Annotated in this window: 18 protein-coding genes; 10 read left to right on the plus strand and 8 right to left on the minus strand. The window is 66.4% G+C overall.

The annotated features are described in order from the left end of the window. The first annotated feature begins 1 nt into the window (after position 1). From nuoL to tcuB, 9 genes are all read left to right on the plus strand, one after another. Positions 2–1,936 carry an NADH-quinone oxidoreductase subunit L gene (nuoL, locus tag KKP04_RS05910; protein WP_215027957.1) on the plus strand — a complete coding sequence of 645 codons (1,935 nt, stop codon included), beginning with the start codon at positions 2–4 and terminating at the stop codon, positions 1,934–1,936. After that, positions 1,933–3,471 (plus strand): NADH-quinone oxidoreductase subunit M, encoded by a 1,539-nt coding sequence (locus tag KKP04_RS05915; RefSeq protein ID WP_215027959.1) that lies wholly within the window; start codon positions 1,933–1,935, stop codon positions 3,469–3,471. Before nuoL ends, KKP04_RS05915 begins: the two co-directional genes overlap by 4 nt. A gap of 2 nt (positions 3,472–3,473) precedes the next feature. Then, positions 3,474–4,952, plus strand: coding sequence for an NADH-quinone oxidoreductase subunit NuoN (gene nuoN / locus KKP04_RS05920; protein WP_371818716.1), 1,479 nt, complete (start codon positions 3,474–3,476; stop codon positions 4,950–4,952). A gap of 6 nt (positions 4,953–4,958) precedes the next feature. Next, the gene (locus tag KKP04_RS05925) at positions 4,959–5,708 is read left to right on the plus strand and encodes a biotin--[acetyl-CoA-carboxylase] ligase (protein WP_215027961.1); all 750 of its coding nucleotides are present in this window, start codon (positions 4,959–4,961) and stop codon (positions 5,706–5,708) included. A 48-nt stretch (positions 5,709–5,756) separates the two neighbouring features. Beyond that, positions 5,757–7,445 carry a ribonuclease J gene (locus KKP04_RS05930; protein WP_215027967.1) on the plus strand — a complete coding sequence of 563 codons (1,689 nt, stop codon included), beginning with the start codon at positions 5,757–5,759 and terminating at the stop codon, positions 7,443–7,445. Between the two features lie 27 nt (positions 7,446–7,472). Beyond that, positions 7,473–7,877 carry a methylmalonyl-CoA epimerase gene (gene mce, locus KKP04_RS05935; protein WP_215027970.1) on the plus strand — a complete coding sequence of 135 codons (405 nt, stop codon included), beginning with the start codon at positions 7,473–7,475 and terminating at the stop codon, positions 7,875–7,877. 6 nt (positions 7,878–7,883) lie between these two features. Further along, positions 7,884–8,111, plus strand: a complete 228-nt coding sequence (locus KKP04_RS05940) for a hypothetical protein (protein ID WP_215027972.1) — start codon at positions 7,884–7,886, stop codon at positions 8,109–8,111. Between the two features lie 449 nt (positions 8,112–8,560). Further along, entirely contained in the window at positions 8,561–9,802 is a 1,242-nt protein-coding gene (tcuA, locus tag KKP04_RS05945; protein ID WP_215027973.1) for an FAD-dependent tricarballylate dehydrogenase TcuA, read from the plus strand. Further along, positions 9,789–10,895 carry a tricarballylate utilization 4Fe-4S protein TcuB gene (gene tcuB / locus KKP04_RS05950; RefSeq protein WP_215027976.1) on the plus strand — a complete coding sequence of 369 codons (1,107 nt, stop codon included), beginning with the start codon at positions 9,789–9,791 and terminating at the stop codon, positions 10,893–10,895. Before tcuA ends, tcuB begins: the two co-directional genes overlap by 14 nt. Before the next feature lie 12 nt (positions 10,896–10,907). On the opposite strand, the gene KKP04_RS05955 is transcribed toward tcuB, so the two are convergent. From KKP04_RS05955 to cbiE, 4 genes are read right to left on the minus strand one after another with little or no spacing between them, the layout of a single operon-like run. Beyond that, a complete protein-coding gene (locus KKP04_RS05955) occupies positions 10,908–12,245 on the minus strand; it encodes a cobyrinate a,c-diamide synthase (protein WP_215027978.1) in 1,338 nt (445 codons plus the stop codon). Beyond that, a complete protein-coding gene (gene cobM, locus KKP04_RS05960) occupies positions 12,242–13,006 on the minus strand; it encodes a precorrin-4 C(11)-methyltransferase (RefSeq protein WP_215027980.1) in 765 nt (254 codons plus the stop codon). The genes KKP04_RS05955 and cobM overlap by 4 nt, the downstream gene beginning before the upstream one ends. Then, on the minus strand, positions 13,003–13,401 hold the full coding sequence (locus KKP04_RS05965; RefSeq protein WP_215027982.1) for a cobalamin biosynthesis protein: 399 nt from the start codon (positions 13,399–13,401) through the stop codon (positions 13,003–13,005). Before KKP04_RS05965 ends, cobM begins: the two co-directional genes overlap by 4 nt. Beyond that, positions 13,398–14,633: a precorrin-6y C5,15-methyltransferase (decarboxylating) subunit CbiE gene (cbiE, locus tag KKP04_RS05970; RefSeq protein ID WP_215027984.1), complete on the minus strand. Its 1,236-nt coding sequence runs from the start codon at positions 14,631–14,633 to the stop codon at positions 13,398–13,400. The genes KKP04_RS05965 and cbiE overlap by 4 nt, the downstream gene beginning before the upstream one ends. 41 nt (positions 14,634–14,674) lie before the next feature. Between cbiE and KKP04_RS05975 the strand changes: the two genes are divergently transcribed. Then, the gene (locus KKP04_RS05975) at positions 14,675–15,457 is read left to right on the plus strand and encodes a cobalt-precorrin-6A reductase (protein ID WP_215027986.1); all 783 of its coding nucleotides are present in this window, start codon (positions 14,675–14,677) and stop codon (positions 15,455–15,457) included. On the opposite strand, the gene cobJ is transcribed toward KKP04_RS05975, so the two are convergent. The 4 genes from cobJ to cbiB all read right to left on the minus strand — a co-directional run bounded on the left by cobJ (position 15,424) and on the right by cbiB (position 18,700). Further along, positions 15,424–16,185 carry a precorrin-3B C(17)-methyltransferase gene (gene cobJ, locus KKP04_RS05980; RefSeq protein ID WP_215027988.1) on the minus strand — a complete coding sequence of 254 codons (762 nt, stop codon included), beginning with the start codon at positions 16,183–16,185 and terminating at the stop codon, positions 15,424–15,426. The two genes, KKP04_RS05975 and cobJ, sit on opposite strands and share 34 nt — an antisense overlap. Next, a complete protein-coding gene (locus tag KKP04_RS05985; protein WP_215027990.1) occupies positions 16,182–16,940 on the minus strand; it encodes a precorrin-2 C(20)-methyltransferase in 759 nt (252 codons plus the stop codon). The genes cobJ and KKP04_RS05985 overlap by 4 nt, the downstream gene beginning before the upstream one ends. Next, a complete protein-coding gene (locus tag KKP04_RS05990; protein ID WP_215027992.1) occupies positions 16,937–17,602 on the minus strand; it encodes a precorrin-8X methylmutase in 666 nt (221 codons plus the stop codon). The genes KKP04_RS05985 and KKP04_RS05990 overlap by 4 nt, the downstream gene beginning before the upstream one ends. 123 nt (positions 17,603–17,725) lie before the next feature. After that, positions 17,726–18,700, minus strand: a complete 975-nt coding sequence (cbiB, locus tag KKP04_RS05995) for an adenosylcobinamide-phosphate synthase CbiB (protein WP_215027994.1) — start codon at positions 18,698–18,700, stop codon at positions 17,726–17,728. Between the last annotated feature and the right edge of the window lies 1 nt (position 18,701).

The following is an 18,701-nucleotide window of genomic DNA, read 5'->3' on the forward strand; positions in this document are numbered from 1 at the left end:
CATGTATCAGGCCATCGTCCTACTTCCGCTGATCGGCGCGCTTTTTGCCGGCTTTTTCGGGCGCTCGCTCGGCGACAAGAATTCGGGCTTTCTGACGAGCGCTCTGGTCCTCGTCTCGGCGGCTCTTTCGTGGCTCGCCCTCTATCAGGTTGGCGTCGAGGGGCAGGAAGCGCGCATAACGCTATTGCCTTTTATTGGCGTCGGCGATCTGCAAACGACGTGGTCGCTTCGAATCGACACGCTCACAGCCGTCATGCTGGTGGTGGTGAACACGGTTTCAGCTCTCGTTCACATCTATTCGGTCGGCTACATGTCCGACGACGACCGCCAGCCGCTGTTCTTTTCCTATCTATCGCTGTTCACGTTCGCCATGCTCGCGCTGGTGACGGCCGATAACCTCGTTCAGCTCTTCTTCGGATGGGAGGGCGTTGGCCTCGCATCCTATCTCCTCATCGGCTTCTGGTATCGACGCGAGAGCGCGAATGCGGCCGCGATCAAGGCGTTCGTGGTGAACCGCGTCGGCGATTTCGGCTTCGCGCTCGGCATCTTCGGCATCTGGTACATCTTCCGCGATGTGAATTTCGACACGATCTTCGCCGCCGCGAAGGAGCATCAGGCCACAACGATTCCCTTCTTCGGCTATCAGGTGCCCGCGCTCGACCTGATCTGCCTGTTCCTGTTCATGGGTGCGATGGGAAAGTCGGCGCAGTTCCTGCTGCACACGTGGCTGCCCGACGCGATGGAAGGCCCGACGCCGGTCTCCGCCCTCATCCACGCCGCCACCATGGTGACGGCGGGCGTGTTCATGGTGGCCCGCCTGTCGCCGCTGTTCGAACTGTCCCCGACGGCGCTCATCGTGGTCACCTGTGTCGGCGCGATCACCGCATTCTTCGCGGCGACGGTCGGCGTGGCGCAGAACGACATCAAGCGCGTCATCGCCTATTCCACGTGTTCGCAGCTCGGCTACATGTTCGTCGCGCTCGGGCTTTCGGCCTACGGCGCGGCGATCTTCCATCTCTTCACGCATGCCTTCTTCAAGGCGCTTCTGTTCCTCGGAGCCGGTTCCGTTATCCATGCGCTGCACGGCGAGCAGGATCTGCGCAAGATGGGCGGCATGCGAAAGGCCATCCCGCTCACCTTCGGCATGATGGTCATCGGCACGCTATCGCTCACCGGCTTTCCGTTTACGGCGGGCTATTTCTCGAAGGACATGATCATCGAGGTAGCGGAAGTTTCGCATTCCGGGTTGGCGCATGTCGTCTACTGGATGCTGATATCCGCTGCCTTCCTCACGTCGTTCTATTCGTGGCGGCTGATCTTCATGGCGTTCTACGGCCAGCCGAAAGATCATCACGCTTTCGAGCACGCGCATGAATCGCCGCCCGTCATGACCGGGCCGCTCCTCATCCTCTCGGCCGGCGCGCTGTTTGCTGGGCTTGTCTTCGCACCGTACTTCGTCGGCGCCGACTACGCACAGTTCTGGCGTGGCTCCCTGTACTTCCTTCACGGCTGGCACGAGCCGCATGTGGCCGACATCGTCATGAAGTGGCTGCCGACGATCGTGATGGCTGCGGGATTCGGCGTCGCCTGGTGGGCCTATATCGCGTCGCCCGGCGTTCCGGCCTGGACCGTCAAGACCTTCAGGCCGATCCATGCCTTCCTCTACAACAAGTGGTACTTCGACGAGCTGTACGACTGGATCTTCGTGCGGCCGACGCGATGGCTCGCCCGTGTGCTGTGGAAGTACGGCGACGGCGCGATCATCGACGGGCTCGGTCCGGACGGTGTCGCCGCCAGCGTGGTTGCCACCACGAAGCGCGTCGTCCGCATCCAGACCGGTTTCGTCTACACCTACGCCTTCGTCATGCTGATCGGCGTGACGGTCCTCATCACCTGGTTCGCCTACCTTTATCGCGGGGCTTTGTTCACCCTATGAAAGAATGGCCCATCCTGACGACGCTCATGCTGCTGCCGGTCATCGGCGCGCTTTTGCTCGCCGTCCTCCGAGGCACCGACGCAGCCGCACTCAAGAACGCGCGCTGGATTGCGCTGTGGACGACCGTCGTCACCTTCGCGCTGTCGCTCATCCTTCTGAACGACTTCGACCATGCCAATCCGGGCTTCCAGTTTGTGGAGCACCGGCCCTGGCTGTCGGACACAATCACCTATTATGTCGGCGTCGACGGGCTCTCGCTGCCCTTCGTGATCCTGACGACCTTCCTCATGCCGCTGACGATCCTTGCGAGCTGGAATTCGATCACCGTGCGCGTGAAGGAGTACATGATCGCGTTCCTGATCCTTGAAGCCCTGATGATCGGCGTTTTCTGCGCGCTCGACCTCGTGCTGTTCTACCTGTTCTTCGAGGGCGGCCTCATCCCGATGTTCATCATCATCGGCGTGTGGGGCGGACCGCGCCGCGTCTATGCGAGCTTCAAGTTTTTCCTCTACACGCTGCTCGGCTCGCTGTTCATGCTGATCGCGATCCTCGTCATGTACGGCATGGCGGGCACGACCGAGATTCCGGCGCTGCTGAAATACGACTTCCCCGTCAATGTGCAGGCGTGGCTCTGGTTCGCCTTCCTCGCGTCCTTCGCGGTGAAACTGCCGATGTGGCCGGTTCACACATGGCTGCCGGACGCCCACGTCGAAGCGCCGACGGCGGGTTCCGTGGTTCTGGCGGCAATCCTGCTGAAGATGGGCGGCTACGGCTTCATCCGTTTCTCGCTGCCGATGTTCCCCGATGCGTCGGTGCAGTTCGCGCCGCTGATGTTGACGCTCGGCGTTGCGGCCATCATCTACACCTCGCTCGTAGCCTTCGCGCAGAAGGACATGAAGAAGCTCATCGCCTATTCATCTGTGGCGCATATGGGCTTCGTCACCATCGGCGTGTTTTCCGGCACCGAGCAGGGCGTGCAGGGCGCGGTGTTCCAGATGATCAGCCACGGCATCGTGTCGGGCGCGCTGTTCCTCGCGGTCGGCGTCGTCTACGACCGCATGCATACGCGCGAAATCGCGGCCTATGGCGGGCTTGCCGACCGCATGCCGATCTACGCCTTCTTCTTCATGGTATTCACCATGGCGAATGTCGGCCTGCCCGGCACGAGCGGTTTCGTCGGCGAGTTCCTGACGCTGATGGGCACGTTCGAGGCCAACACGGTTGCGGCGTTCTTCGCCTGCTTCGGCCTCATCCTCTCGGCCGTCTATGCGCTCACGCTCTATCGCAAGATGATCTTCGGCAAGCTCGAAAAACCGTCCCTCGCCACCATCAAGGATATGAGCCCGCGCGAAATCGGCATCATGGCGCCGCTCTTGATCCTCACCATCGTGCTCGGCTTCTATCCGAAGCCGGTGCTCGACATGACGAGCGGGTCGGTCAAGGCGATGATCGAGCCGTATCAAAAGGAACTTCAGGCGAAAGCCGACACGGGCGCGGCGGCGAAGTCGTTCGCCGAACTTGAGAACAGGCGGTGACAATGCTGTCCGACGCTTTCACCAAGGCTTCCACAATGTTTTCGACCTACGCGCCGATCTACCCGGAACTGTTCGTCGTCCTAGCGGCCTTCGTGCTCCTCATGTGGGGCGTGTACAATCGCTATCCGGCGGGGCTTTCCATCAGCATCGTGGCTGTCGGCGTCCTCGTCGGCGCGATGTTCCTCATCGCGCGCCAGCCATCGGTCGCGCAGGAACTCTTCAACGGCGCTTTCGTGGATGACGGCTTCGCCCGATTCATGAAGATCCTCACGCTTGCGGGCGCGGCGCTGGCGATCCTGCTCTCGCTCGACTATATGCGCCGCGAGCGCATCCTTCACTTTGAATATCCGGTGCTGATCCTGCTTGCGACGGCAGGCATGATGCTGACGATCTCGGCGAACGACCTGATTTCGCTGTATCTCGCACTCGAATTGCAGAGCCTCGCGCTTTACGTCCTCGCCGCATTCCACCGCGATCAACTGCGCTCGACCGAGGCGGGCCTGAAATACTTCATCCTCGGCATCCTGTCTTCTGGCCTCCTGCTCTACGGCGCGTCGCTCGTCTACGGCTATACGGGCGCGACGAACTTCGCGCGCATCGCAGAAGTGGTGCAAGTGAGCGGCGCATCGGTGGGCCTCGTCTTCGGCCTCGTCTTCATCCTCGCCGGGCTTGCCTTCAAGCTCGCGGCGGTGCCGTTTCACATGTGGACGCCCGACGTTTACGAAGGTGCGCCGACGCCCGTCACCGCCTTTTTCGCGACCGCCGCCAAGATGTCGGCGATGGCGATGCTCATCCGCGTGGTGCTGACGGCCTTCCCCGACGCGACGCAGCAATGGCAGCAGATCATTATCGCGATCTCGGTCGGGTCCATGGCGCTCGGCGCCTTCGCCGCCATCGGCCAGACCAACATCAAGCGGCTGCTCGGCTACTCGTCCATCGGACATGTGGGTTACGCGCTTGTCGGCCTCGCGGCAGCCGTTCCGGGGGGAGCCGCCGCCGATGGCGTGTCGGCCGTGCTGATCTATCTCGCGATCTACCTCGCGATGACCGCCGGGGCCTTCGCCTGCGTCCTCGCCATGCGCAACGGGCGCACGACCTACAGCGAAAGCATTTCCGATCTCGCGGGCGTCTCGAAGGAGCAGCCGCTGTTCGCCTTCCTGTTCGCGATGCTGCTGTTCTCGCTCGCCGGTATCCCGCCGCTCGCCGGGTTCTTTGCCAAGCTGTACGTCTTCAGCGCCGCCGTTCAGTCGCAGCTTTACTGGCTTGCCATCGTCGGCGTTGTGCTTTCGGTGATCAGCGCCTACTATTATCTCCGTATCGTGAAGGTGATGTATTTCGATGAGAAGGGCGAAACCTTCCAGCCGATTGCACCGTCCGTGAAGATCACGCTCGGCATTACAGCCGCATTCACGCTGTTGTTCTTCCTCTATCCGAGCCCGCTCAAGCTTGCCGCCGACGCAGCCTCGCGCACGTTCTTCTGAGGCTCGATGACGCTCCCTGACATACCGGTTCTTCGCTTCGACAGTATCGATTCCACGAACGAGGAGGCCCTGCGTCAGCTTGCTGGCGGGGCGCGCCTTCCGTTCTGGATCGTGGCGCGGACGCAGACGAAAGGGCGGGGCCGCGCGGGGCGCTCGTGGCAGTCGCCGGCGGGCAATGTCTACGCGACGCTCGTTCTGAAGACAGGCGCCAGCGCGGCAACCGCAACGCAGCTTTCCTTCGTCGCGGGGCTCGCCGCCTACGACGCGGCGGCCGCGCACCTTGCGCCGGATGAGGCGTCCCGCTTGCGCCTGAAATGGCCGAACGATCTCATGCTCGGGCGCGCGAAGCTCGCGGGGAACCTGTTGGAAAGCATCTCGCTCGCCGAAGATCGCAGCCTCGCCGTCGTGCTCGGCGTTGGAATGAATGTCGCCGCGCCGCCCGCCGACACCGGCCGCGAGGTTGCGTCGCTCGGCCTCGTATCGTCATCGGTGGAGGCGGTCTTCGCCTCGCTCGCGCGCGCCTTCGACATAAGGCTTGCGCGCTGGGATGAAGGCCGGGGCTTTCCCGCGATCCGCGAGGCGTGGCTTTCCCGCGCGCTGGCGCTCAACGAAAAAATCAGCGTAAATTTGAACAATTCCATTATTCGCGGTAGATTTTGCGGCGTCGACGATACCGGCGCATTGATGCTTACGACCGAGGCGGGGGTTGTCATGACCGTCACCGCGGGCGACATTTATCTGGATGCGCTTCGCTGACCGCCACGGCCGGCGACTTAACTCCCTTTGTTGGAAACCATAAAAAGAATGACAGTGACAGGAACGCCTGCCAATCCCGAACTCGTTTTTTTGCCCCTCGGCGGCATCGGTGAAATCGGCCTCAACGTCTACCTTTACGGCATCGGCCCCGAGGTAGACCGGCAATGGCTCATGATCGATTGTGGCATCACTTTCCCCGACGATTCCGAGCCCGGGGTGGACGTGGTTCTGCCCGACCTCCGGTTCATCGAGAACGATCGACAGAACCTCGCGGGCATCCTCATCACCCACGCGCATGAAGACCACATCGGCGCGGTCGCCGAGATGTGGCCGAAGCTGCGCGCGCCCGTCTATGTGACGAAGTTCGCCGCGCATCTCCTGCGTTCGAAGCTTCAGGAACACAGCCATGGTTCCGAAGTCCCCATCGTCGAGATGGTGCAGGGGTCTCGGTTCAACATCGGGCGGTTCGATGTCGATCTCGTTACCGTCGCGCACTCCATCCCCGAGTGCAATTCCGTGTTCCTTCGCACGCCCGCCGGCAATGTGCTCCATACGGGCGACTGGAAATTCGACGATACGCCGGCCTATGGCGATCCGAGCGACGAAGCGAAATTCGCGCGGCTCGGCGACGAGGGCGTGCGCGCCCTGATCTGCGACAGCACGAACGCGCTCGTCGAAGGCATCAGCGTCACGGAAGAAGTGGTCGCGAACAATCTCAAGCTCGTCGTCGGCCGCCAGAAGGGCCGCGTCGCGCTCACCACCTTCGCGTCGAACGTCAACCGGCTGATTTCCGTCGCGGAAGCGGCTCGCGCGGCGGACCGCGAAGTGGTGCTGATCGGCCGCGCGATGCACCGTATCGTGGAGGCTGCGCGCGATTCGGGCCTCTGGCCGGAACATCTCACCTATTCGGATCAGGACGCGTTTCCGTCCATCCCGCGCGACAAGGTGCTGGCGCTCGTGACCGGCAGCCAGGGCGAGGCCCAGGCTGCGCTCGCCCGGATCGCCAAGGGCGAGCATCCTTTCGTGAAGTTCGACAGAGGCGACAGCGTGATCTTCTCTTCGCGCACGATCCCCGGCAACGAAGACTCCGTGATCCGCATCCAGAACCAGCTTGCGGATCGCGGCATCTCGATCATCACCGAGGCGCATGAGGGGCCGATCCACGCATCCGGCCACCCGCGCCGGGGCGAACTCACCCGCATGTACCGGCTCACGCGCCCGCAATACCTCATCCCCATGCATGGCGAGCCGCGCCACCTCGAAGCGCACGCCACCTTCGCCGAAGGTCACGGGATCATGGCGCTGCGCGGCGTCCGCGACGGGAAGCTTGTGCATCTCGGGCCGAGCCATCCGCATATCGCGGACAGCGGCATACCGATCGGCCGCCTTTATCGCGACGGCAATCTCGTGCTCGACGCGGGCGACCCATGCGTGACGGAACGCAGGCGGTTGTCCTGGAACGGGTATATCGCCGTGTCGGTGGTGATCTCGCGCAGCGGCGACATCGCGGCCGATCCGGTCGTCAGCATGGCGGGCCTTCCCGCTCGCGACTCCAAGGGCTCGCCGATGAGCGAACGCGCGTTGTCAGCGGTCTACAATGCGGTCGAGAGCATCCCCCGCCCAAGGCGCAAGGATCCCGCGTTGATCCGCGACGCGGTCGCCCGCTCGATGCGTGCGGAAATGCGCCTCGTTTGGGGCAAGAAGCCGCTTTGCTCAGTGCTGGTTTCCGTGCTTTAACACCTGCGAAATATGAGGACCAGCCGCATGATCGGACGCTTGAACCACGTTGCGATTGCCGTGAAGACTATCGAAGCGGCCGCCGCCGTCTATCGCGACACGCTCGGCGCGGAGGTGTCGGAAACCGTGGCCCAGCCGGACCACGGCGTCACCACGATCTTCATCGCGCTGCCGAATACGAAGATCGAGCTTCTGGAACCGCTGGGCGAGAACTCGCCCATCGCGAAGTTTCTGGAAAAGAACCCGGACGGCGGCATCCATCACATCTGCTACGAGGTGGACGACATCCTCGCCGCCCGCGACAGGCTTGTGGCAAAGGGCGCGCGCGTGCTCGGCAGCGGCGAGCCGAAGACCGGCGCACATGGCAAGCCCGTGCTCTTCCTTCATCCGAAGGATTTTTGCGGCACGCTGGTAGAACTGGAACAAAGGTAAGACGCCATGAATATCCTGCTGGCGATTGCGCTGTTCGTGACTTGCTGGTGGATTGTGTTTCTTTTCAGCATCCCCCGAAAGGTCGGCGCCGATGGCGAAATTGCTGTCCCCAGTACGGGACTGTTCGCTAATGCGGTGCTGGCAACCGTCGTGGCGACGGTGATTGTTGCGGCGTTGCATGAGGCGATCTCGCTCGGGATCATCGATACCGCCGCCTTCCTCCGCCGGGACTAAAAATAAAAACAGCAAGGCGAACCTTGCTGTTTCCAAGTTTTTCTACTGCCTGGCTTTTATATTTGGAGCACCCGCGCCCTTGGGGGCGGCGCAAGCGCTTTCCTCCCTAGACTTGGGCGCCGTGCCTCGTTCTCTGCTCAACCATCCGTTACCCATGTCGAATTGTTATGGCAGACTAGCGAAAAACGCAGAGGTTGTCACCTTCAACTTATGGGCAACAGAGCAAAAAAATACGCTCATTGCCTAATCGCGCGTCATATCGTCGGTTTTCGCCGATTTCAGCGTGCTTTGGCCAAGCTCCTGGAATAATCTTGCGCTGTTCCGACGCCGAAGCGCTGGCTTGGGGTAGAATCGGTTCCCCATTGCCGGGCAACGGTGCATCACGCAATGCGCTGGCGGCATGAGGAAAATTCCTATATGTGAGGCCAACCTCAACACCCTCGCGCGGCATGACAGGCGCAAATCCCGAACAGGTTCTGGTGATCGGCGGCGGCTTGGCCGCGCTCGCGGCTGCGATCTCGGCGCGTCGCGCGGGCGCTCGCGTGACGATGCTCGAAGCCGCTCCGCGCGAGCTTCGCGGCGGCAACACGCGCCATTCGCGCAACCTTCGGATCGCCCATGACGGGCCGACAGCGCGGATTCCCGGCATCTACCGTGAGGAGGAGTATCTCGCCGATCTTGCCAAGGCGAGCGATGGCCGGAACGACGCGCATCTCTCGCAGCGCTTCGTGCATGCGTCGACCGATCTGCCGGACTGGCTCGCCGCGCAAGGGGTTGTATTTCAGACGCGAGGCATTCCTTATTCGCGCAAGACCGCGTTCTTTCTTGGCGGCGGCACGGCGGCGGTGAATGCGTTGTATGCGACAGCGGAGCGTGTCGGCGTTCGTATCCTGTACGACGCGCAAGCGGACGGCGTTGACCTTGAGACCGGAGCGGCGGGGCCGTTCCGCCCGCGCGCGACGGTGCTCGCGTGTGGCGGCGCGCAAGCCGCCATGCAAGCCGCATCGCCGAGGCTCATCAATCGCGGCACACCCTACGCGCTAGGCGAGATTTTGCGCGCGGCTCTGGCGCAAGGGGCGCAAGCCGTGGGCGACGCCGACGCCGCCCATCTCGTGGCAGTCGACGCGCGCTCGCCCTCGGCCGATGGCGGTATCGTCACCCGCGTGGACGGAATGGAATACGGCATGGCTGTCGATGCTCGGGGCGCGCGCTTCACGGATGAAACCGCAGTCACCGGCCCGACGCGCTACGCGACGTGGGGACGGCTCATCGCCGCTCTGCCGGAACAGCGCGCCACCCTCGTTCTCGACGCCGACGGCATCGACCGCGCGCCGCTTTCGGTATTCCCGCCGCTCGAAGCGCCGACGCTCGCGGACCTTGCGGCACGCATCGGCGCTGACGCCGCCACGCTGGAGGCATCCGCGCGCGAAGCAGGGCGCGTGACACGCCCGCCCTTTTTCGCCTTCCCGATTCGCCCCGGCATCACCTTCACCTGCCAGGGGCTCCGGGTCGACGAAACCGCGCGCGTGATCCGTGGCGACGGCTCGCCTTGCGCGAACATCTTCGCGGCGGGCATGATCATGGCGCCGAACATCCTCGGCACTGGCTACGTTGCGGGCGGCGGCATGACCGTGGGCGCCGTCTTCGGCCGCATCGCGGGAGAGGAGGCCGCCTGCCATGCGCTCGCCTGATGCGCCTTCGCCCGAAAGGCTCGCTCCGCTGGCCGAAGCCGGTCGGGTCGCCACAATTTGCGCCGTCTGCAACTATTGCAACGGCTTCTGCGAGGCGATGCGCGCCATCGAGCAGCGCGGACAATCTCCGCGCCCTTCCATTGCCGACAACGGCGCGGGCAAAACCGGCGTGGCGCCAGCCTTCAGCGACGGCGACATCGCCTATATCGCGCACCTCTGCCACAACTGCGGAAACTGCCTCACATCATGCCAATACGCGCCGCCGCATGTCTTCGCGGTGGACGCCCCCAAGGCTTTGGCGGACGTGCGCGCCCTTTCGTGGCGTGAGCGGCCATGGCTCGCGCTCGCGATCTTCGTCGCCGTCATGGTGCTGACCGTTGCGCTCGTCCCGTGGGGCATGCTCACCGCGCGACACGCGGGCGAGGGCGCGTTTTACGCCGTGATCCCGTGGGCGACGATGACGGCGGCGACGCTTGCGCCATTCCTGTTCGGGATCGCGCTTGTGGGCATCCGCGTGACGCGGTTCTGGCGCGCGATTTCGGGCGGCGACGACGCGCCAATGGCGGGCTCGGCGTGGCGCGCCATCCCGCTTGCGATCCGCGACGCGGCAACCTTGCGCAACCTCGAAGGCGGCGGCATCCCGTGCGAGCAAAGCGCCGCGCGCCGCTTCTTTCACCATGCGCTCGCTTACGGCTTCCTGCTCTGCTTCGCGGCGACCTGCACCGCAACCGTCTATCATCACGGCTTCGGCTGGCTCGCGCCATATCCGCTCTTGAGTTTGCCCGTAATCCTCGGCACGGTCGGCGGCGTCGGCATGGTGATCGGCGCGGCGGGGCTCGCGGGTGTGCGCACGGGCGGCGGCGCGGCCTTCGACACGACCGGCGACTTTATCCTGCTAACCCAGCTTTTCGCCGTCGCCGCGTCCGGCCTCGCGCTGCTGGCGCTGCGCGATACGCCCGCGATGGGGGTGCTGCTCGCCGTGCATCTCGGCACGGTGCTTGGCTTTTTCGCGACGCTACCATTCGGCCGGTTCGCGCATGCGCCCTACCGCGCGGCGGCGCTTTTGAAAGCGGCGATGGAGCGGCGGCGATAGTTACGCTGCGGCTCAGGCTTCCACAGCGATGGCGTGGAAGAACGTGCCGCCGACGCTTCCGCGCCGCGACCCCGTTTCGGCGCAAGGCTCGCCGCGCGCGTCCACGGCATCGAGCAGCGGCGCGTCGTTGACCGCGAGCACGCTCGCATAATGAAACTCGTGGCCCCAGAGCGTGCCGCCCGCCTGCCCAAGCGCGCCATCCGCCAGCAGCCGCGCGCGCCGATAGCCGAGATGCAGCTTGCGCCTGGCGAAACTCGTCTCAAGGCCGAGCAGGCCGGCCATGGCGTGCCGCGCGCCGTCCGTATCTTCGAGCCCGGAGCCCAGCACCATGTAGCCGCCGCACTCGCCATGGATGCATGCGCCGCGCGCGGCCGCATCGCGAAGCCCGTCGAGGAGGCGCGAGGCGGCGGCAAGTGCTCCCGCGTGTAGCTCCGGGTATCCGCCCGGCAACCACACCGCATCCGCTGAGGCGTCCGGCGCTTCGTCGGCCAGCGGCGAGAAGAAAAGAAGGTCTGCCCCCGCGTCGCGCCAGCCTTGCAGCATGTGCGGATAAAGGAAGGAGAACGCACGGTCCTTCGCAACCGCGATGCGCTGACCGGGCGGCGGCAGCGGCGGCGCGGATGGGGCGGCTCCGAGCGTTGAGGGCGCGGCACTCGCGACAATGGCGTCGAGCGAAACCTGCGCGGCGACCTCATCCGCCAGCGCGTCGAGCCAGCCGTCGAGATCCGCATGCTCGCCCGCCTGCACGAGGCCGAGATGCCGATCCGGCAGCGCGATGGCGGCGCGCCGCCGCAATGCGCCGAGCACCGGCATGCCGATGCGCTCCAGCGCCGCGCGGATGGGCCGCTCATGCCCCTCCCCTGCCACGCGGTTGAGGATCACGCCCGCGAGCCTCACATCGTCGCGATAGAGCTTGCAGCCGAGCGCCACGGCCGCCGCCGTCTCGGATTGCGCGGACACGTCGAGCACGAGCACCACCGGCCAGCCCGTCAGCGCGGCGAGGTCGGCGGTCGCGCCGCGCGCCGTCCGCCCTTCCGCCGCCACGCCGTCGAACAGGCCCATCACGCCTTCCGCGATGCAGAGATCCGTGTTTGCGCTTGCGCGCGCGACAAGGCCGCCGATCATTGCGCGCGGCATCGCCCAAGTATCGAGGTTGAAGCTTGGCCGTCCGCAGGCCGCTTCGTGGAAGGCGGGATCGATGTAATCCGGCCCGGATTTGAACGGCTGCACCGTATCGCCGCGCCGCGTCAATGCGCGCATCAGGCCGAGCGAAAGCGTGGTCTTGCCCGCGCCGGACCTGACGGCCGAGATGATGACGCCGCGCGGCCCCGATGGGCCATCGCCGCTCATTCTCCTCGGCCCCGGTAGCGGCGCTGATAGCCCGGATCGTAGAGCGAGCTTTCGCGGAAATCCGTCGCGCCGAGCGAGCGCCCAACGAGGATGAGCGCGGTACGGTCGATCGTGCCCGCTTCCGCCACCTTCGCGGCGAGTTCGCCAAGCGGCGCGCGGATGATCGTTTCCTCGGGCCAACTCGCGCGGTAGACGACCGCCGCCGGGCAATCCGCGCCGTAGAACGGGAGAAGCTCCGACACCACGCGGTCGAGCGCGTGGATCGACAGATGCACCGCGAGCGTGGCGCGCGTGGCGGCGAAGGCGGCGAGCGTCTCCGTCTCCGGCATGGCTGATGCGCGCCCCGATGTCCGCGTCAGCACGACCGATTGCGCCACTTCGGGCAGCGTAAGCTCACGGCCGAGCGCCGCCGCCGCCGCCGCAAAGGACGGCACGCCGGGCGTCACGGTGTACGGGATGGCGAGCGCGTCGAGGCGGCGCGTCTGCTCGCCGAGCGCGCTCCAAACCGACAGATCGCCAGAATGGAGCCGCGCCACGTCATGGCCTGCCGCCGTCGCATCGACGATTTCGGCGACGATCTCGTCGAGCGACATGGGCGCGGTGTTCACGATGCGCGCGCCGGGCGGGCAATGGCCGAGGATCGCCTGCGGGACGAGCGAGCCCGCATAGAGGCACACGGGGCATCGCGCGATGAGGTCGCGGCCGCGCAGCGTCAGGAGATCGGGCGCGCCCGGCCCCGCACCGATGAAATGAACGGTCATTCGGTCTCTCCCTTAGCGATGGCGCAAGCGGCTTCGCGGTTGGTGACGCGCGGGCCAAGCAGTCGCGCGCCCGGACCGGCTGCTGCCAGCGCGGCGGCTTCGGCAACCGAGGGCACGCCCTTTTCCGCCATCACGCGCGCCGACACCGTGAGCGCGCCCGCCGATGCCTCGGCCAGATCCGCCTCGCTCACGAGCGCCACGCGCAGGCGAAAACGCTGCGCCGCTTCGAGAAATCCCGGCTCGGCGGCTTTATCCGCGAGCGTGGCCAGCGCGCCGAGCGAAGCAGCCTGGACGCCCGCCGCTTCGAGCGCCGCCGCCACAGCGTCGACGATGGCGTCCGCGCCTGCATTCTTGCGGAAGCCGAGCCCCGCGACGATGGTCGCCCTGTCCGTCATGATTTCACCGCGCGCCACTGCGTGACGGGCATCGCCGCGCGCCACCCGGTGAAGCTGCCGAGCGCCGCCGCGCGCGAAATCTCGATGCGCGTGAGTTCGCCGCCGCGCCGCTTGAACGCGTCGACCAGCAGGGCCTCGCTTTCGAGCGTGACGGCGTTGGCGACGATGCGGCCGCCCGGCTTCAACGCGGCCCACGCGGCGTCGAACACGCCCGCGTCCGTCAGACCGCCGCCGATGAAGATCGCGTCCGGCGAAGGCAGGTCGGCCAACGCATCGGGCGCGCGGCCCTCGACCACGCGAAGGTCAGGCGCGCCGAGTGCCAGCGCGTTGCGCATCGCCCGCGCGGCCCGCTCCGCGTTCTCCTCAATGCCGATGGCGCGCATGGACGGATGACGCAGCAGCCATTCGATGGCGATGGAGCCGGAGCCAAGACCGATGTCCCACAGGAGTTCGCCGGGGCGCGGCGCGAGGGCCGACAGCGTCACGCTGCGCACCTCGCGCTTCGTCAGTTGGCCGTCGCTCTCGAACAGCGAATCGTCGAGGCCGGGTGTCAGCGGCACGATGCGCGCGCCCGCGTCGCCCGCGACTTCGATGGCGAGCAAATTCAGCGCGGCGATATCGTCGAGCGCAAAGCCATCGGCGCGCGCGCTGCTGATGCGCTCACCCATCCCGCCCATTTCTTCCAGCACCGTGAGCCGGGACGCGCCGAAGCCGAGGTCCGTGAGAAGCCGCGCGGCCTTCGCGGGTGTCGTGCCGTCCCACGACAGCGCGAGAATGCGCGCGCCGGGAAACAGATGCCGGATCAGCCCTTCCAGCGCCCGGCCGTGCAGCGTGATCGCGGCGACGTCCTGCAACGCCCACGCCATGCGCGACGCGGCGAGGCTGAAGGATGACGGCTGCGGGATGCAGAAAATTTCGTCCGCCCCGGCAAAGGTCGCGATCTGCTTGCCGACGCCATAATGAAACGGATCGCCGCTCGCCAGCACGCACACTGGGCGCCCGCGCCGCTCCACGATCAGCGGGAAGGCGTCGGAGAGCGGGCTCGGCCATGCGAGCGCCTCGCCCCGGATCAGCGGCGCCGCGAGCGCCAGATGTCGCGCGCCGCCGACCACCAGCTCCGCGCCCGAAACGAGCGCGCGCGCATGCGCCGTCAGCCCGTCGACGCCGTTCTCGCCGATGCCGACGATGGACAGCCAGCGTCGAAGCGTGTTTGTTTCTCGCGTTTCCATCATGAGGCCCGTCGCGCCTTTGCGACATAGCGTGAGAGTTTACGATGCGACTTCTCATCCTTGGCGGCACGGCTGATGCTTCCGCGCTCGCGAAGTTGCTGGCGGGCGACGCGCGGTTCGAGCCGACGCTGTCGCTCGCGGGCCGCACCGCTTCGCCCGCAACGCCGCCCATTCCATACCGCATCGGCGGCTTCGGTGGAGCGCACGGCCTCGCGGCATACCTCCGCGACGAGCGCATCGCAGCGATGATCGACGCAACGCATCCCTTCGCCGCGCGCATCTCCGCCAATGCCGTGAAGGCGGCGGAGGCGACGGGCGTTCCGCTTGCGAGCCTCGTCCGTCCCGCATGGGCGCGGCGGGAGGGCGACCGCTGGATTTCCGTTCCATCGCCCGAAGCCGCCGCCGCCGCGCTTGGCGACGCGCGGCGCAATGTGTTTCTCACGGTGGGGCGCCTCGAACTCCCCGCCTTCGCAGCCGCTCCGCAGCATCGTTACGTCGCGCGTGTGATCGACCGGCCCGAGGACGTGCCATTGCCGCCGGACCTCGCCTTCATCGAGGCGCGCGGCCCCTACGACGCCGAAGCCGAGTTGCGGCTGATGCGCGAAGGCGGGTTCGATGTGATCGTTTCGAAGAACTCGGGCGGCGCGGCAACCTACGGCAAGATCGAGGCGGCGCGCGCGCTCGGCCTGCCCGTGGTGATTATCGAGCGGCCCGAGAAGCCAGCGGGCCAGGCGCTCGGTTCGCCCGCCGAAGCGATGGCGTGGCTCGAAACGCAGCTCGCCGCGCGCGGGTCTCATGCGGGAGTGCGCTCCGAACGCGGCGTATAAACCCAGGGTCGCGCGCCGTCGCGCTCGATGAGACGCGTGGTGCTCGCGCCGATCATGACGAGCGTGCGCATGTCGGCGATGGATGGGTCCGCTTCGGCGAGCGTGGTGATGGTCGCGCGCGCCTCCGCCGTGCCCGCCGCGCGCACGAACAGCACGATTGTTTCGTCCGCCTTCACGCTGCGCAGGATGTCGAACGCGTGGCCCAATTGATGCGGCCGCGCGAGCGACTTCGCGTTGTAGAGCGAGATGACGAAATCCGCTTCCGCCGCCGCGCGAAGACGGCGCTCTACGGTCTCCCAGCTCTTGAGATTGTCGGAAAGCGAGATGGCGCAGAAATCGCCGCCGAGCGGCGCACCGACCGCCGCCGCCACGGCCAGCATCGCGGTCACGCCCGGTTCGACGCGGATGTCGAGCGCGCGCCAAGCGGGATCGCCCGCGTCGACCGCCTCGAAGATGGCTGCCGCCATGGCGAAAACGCCCGCATCGCCGCCTGAGACGACGGCAACCCGACGCCCCTGCGCGGCAAGCTCCAGCGCATGGCGCGCGCGGTCGATTTCCACGCGGTTGCCGGATGCGTGGCGCGTCTGCCCCTCGCGCTCGGGCACGCGGTCGAGATAGAGGCCGTAGCCGATGAGGTCGGTCGCTTCCGCCAGCGCGAGGCTCGCGGCGGGCGTGGTGTAGTCCGCATCGCCCGGCCCGACGCCGACGATGACGAGCGAGCCCGTCATATGCGCCTCCCGTTGCCGGGGATGAGGATCATGGAGAAATAGGGAGCCCTCGCCGCCTCGATCTCGGCCAGCGGCGCGATGCGCTCGCCGGGCATGGTGCCGCGCTCCACATAGATGGCACGGTCGAGAAGCCCTGCCTGAGCCACGGCACGGCGCACCTTCGCGAGGTTGCGGCCGACTTTCATGATGGCTGCGGCGTCTGTGTCCGCGAGACGGCGAGCGAGCGTCGCCTCGTCAAGCGTGCCGGGCAACACCGTCAGCACGTCGTCGCCCCAGGTGAGCGGCGCATTGGCCGAAGCCGCGCAGCCCGAAATGCCGATGACGCCGGGCACGATCTCCACCGGAAACTCGCGATCAAGCCGCCGCCACATATGCATGAACGAGCCGTAAAAAAATGGGTCGCCCTCGCCCATCAGCCCGACCGATCTGCCTGCACGAAGCAGCCCAGCCAGCCGCTCCGCCGACGCCTCGTAGAAATCGCGCATCGGACTCGTATAGGCGGCGTCATCAACCGGCGCTTCGGTCGTGACCGGATAATACAGCGTCAATTCCTCGCGGTCCGGCTCGATCAGCGGCGCGGCCACGGCGCGGGCGCAGCTTTCGCGGCCCTCCTTCGCGAAACACGCGAGCACATCGACCGAGCGGATAAGCCCCGCCGCGCGCAGCGTCATATAGCGGACGTCGCCCGGCCCGACGCCGATCCCGTAGAGCGTGCCGCCGGTAGCGCCACCCGCGATAAGGTCGAGCGCGCTCATTCCTTCTCGCTCGCAAGCGCGTTGACGGCCGCTGCGGCCATGGCGCTTCCGCCCCGGCGGCCTCTCACCACGAGATACGGGACGCGGCCATCGGCGGCGAGCGCGTCCTTCGACTCGGCCGCGCCGACAAAGCCGACCGGCGTGCCGATGATCGCGGCGGGCTTGGGCGCGCCTTCGTCCAGCATTTCGAGGAGGCGGAACAGCGCGGACGGCGCGTTGCCGATGGCGACCACCGCGCCTTCGAGATGGGGCCGCCACAGTTCCATCGCGGCGGCCGAGCGCGTGTTGCCGATGTCCTTCGCAAGGTCGGGCACGGTTTCATCCGCAAGCGTACAGATCACGGCGTTGCTCGCAGGCAGACGGGCGCGCGTGACGCCGAAAGCCACCATGTTCGCGTCGCAGAGGATCGGCGCGCCGTTCAGCAGCGCCTCGCGCGCGGCGGCGGCGAAGCCCGGCATCATGTCGAGGTCGTTCACCACATCGACCATTCCGCAGGCGTGGATGATGCGCACGGCGACCTTCGCCTCAAGCTCGTCGAAGCGCGAGAGGTCGGCCTCGCTGCGGATGATGGAGAAGGAGCGGCGATAGATCTCGGCTCCGTCGCGGATATAGTCCCTCGGTGCGGGCTTCTGGGCGTCGGTCATCGATTTCGGGGCGGACATGGACGTGGCTCGGATCAGTCGGATCGGCTCAATAGATCGGCTTGGCGCTCCGGCAAAAATGCAGTTAGCCAACGCGCGCGCGGACTGTCAAACGCAATCGGGGCGCGTGGAATGCCGGAAGCCTCAAAGCGCGGTGAAGGCAACGACGGCGACTGCAAGCGCATTCGCCTGAATGAGGCACGCCGTGCGATACAGGCGCAGCGCCGCGCGGATGTCCTCCGCCGCGAGCGCGCTTCGCCCGTCACCCATCCATGCGTCCTCCACCAGCGTGCCGCCATAGATGCGCGGGCCGCCGAGCTTGAAGCCGAGCGCGCCCGCCATCGCGGCTTCCGGCCAGCCCGCGTTGGGCGAGCGATGACGGCGGGCGTCGCGGAACACGGCACGCAGAGCGTTTTCGGCGGAGGCGGAAGGCTGAAGCAGCGCGGCAAGCACGAGCCACAGCGCGGCAAGGCGCGAGCCCGGCAGGTTCAGGAGATCGTCGAGCCGCGCCGACGCCCAGCCGAAGGCGTGATAACGCTCGGACTTGTGGCCGATCATGCTGTCGGCGGTATTGACGGCCTTATAGGCAGCCGCTGCCGGAATCCCGCCCACCGCCAGCCAGAACAGAGGCGCGACAACGCCATCCGAAAAATTCTCGGCGAGGCTTTCCACCGCCGCGCGGCTGACGCCTGCCTCGTCGAGCGCGGACACGTCGCGGCCGACGAGAAAGGTCACGGCCTCGCGCCCGCCGTCGATCCCATCCGCTTCGAGCCGGTCGGCGACAGCCTCTGCGTGCTCGGCGAGGCATCGCTGCGCGAGGAGCGAACTCGCGAGAATGCCGCCGACGACGATGGCGGCAAGCGGCGGCAGGGCGCTTTCGAGGGCGGCCCATAGACCGGCGCTGATCGCGACCGTTGCGCCAAGCATTAGCGCGAGCGTGACGACGCCGCCTACGCGCCGCTGCGCGAACGTCCACGCTGGCCGGTTCAAGTTCCGGTCGCACCATGATAAGAATGCGCCGATCCACGTCACCGGATGGCCCACGGCGCGGAACAGCGCTGGCGGGTAACCTGCTGCGGCTTCAACCAGAAGCGCGATGAGGGCGAGCGTGACGAACATG

This window comes from Rhodomicrobium sp. Az07 (assembly GCF_018619475.1).
Classification (GTDB): Bacteria; Pseudomonadota; Alphaproteobacteria; order Rhizobiales; family Rhodomicrobiaceae; genus Rhodomicrobium.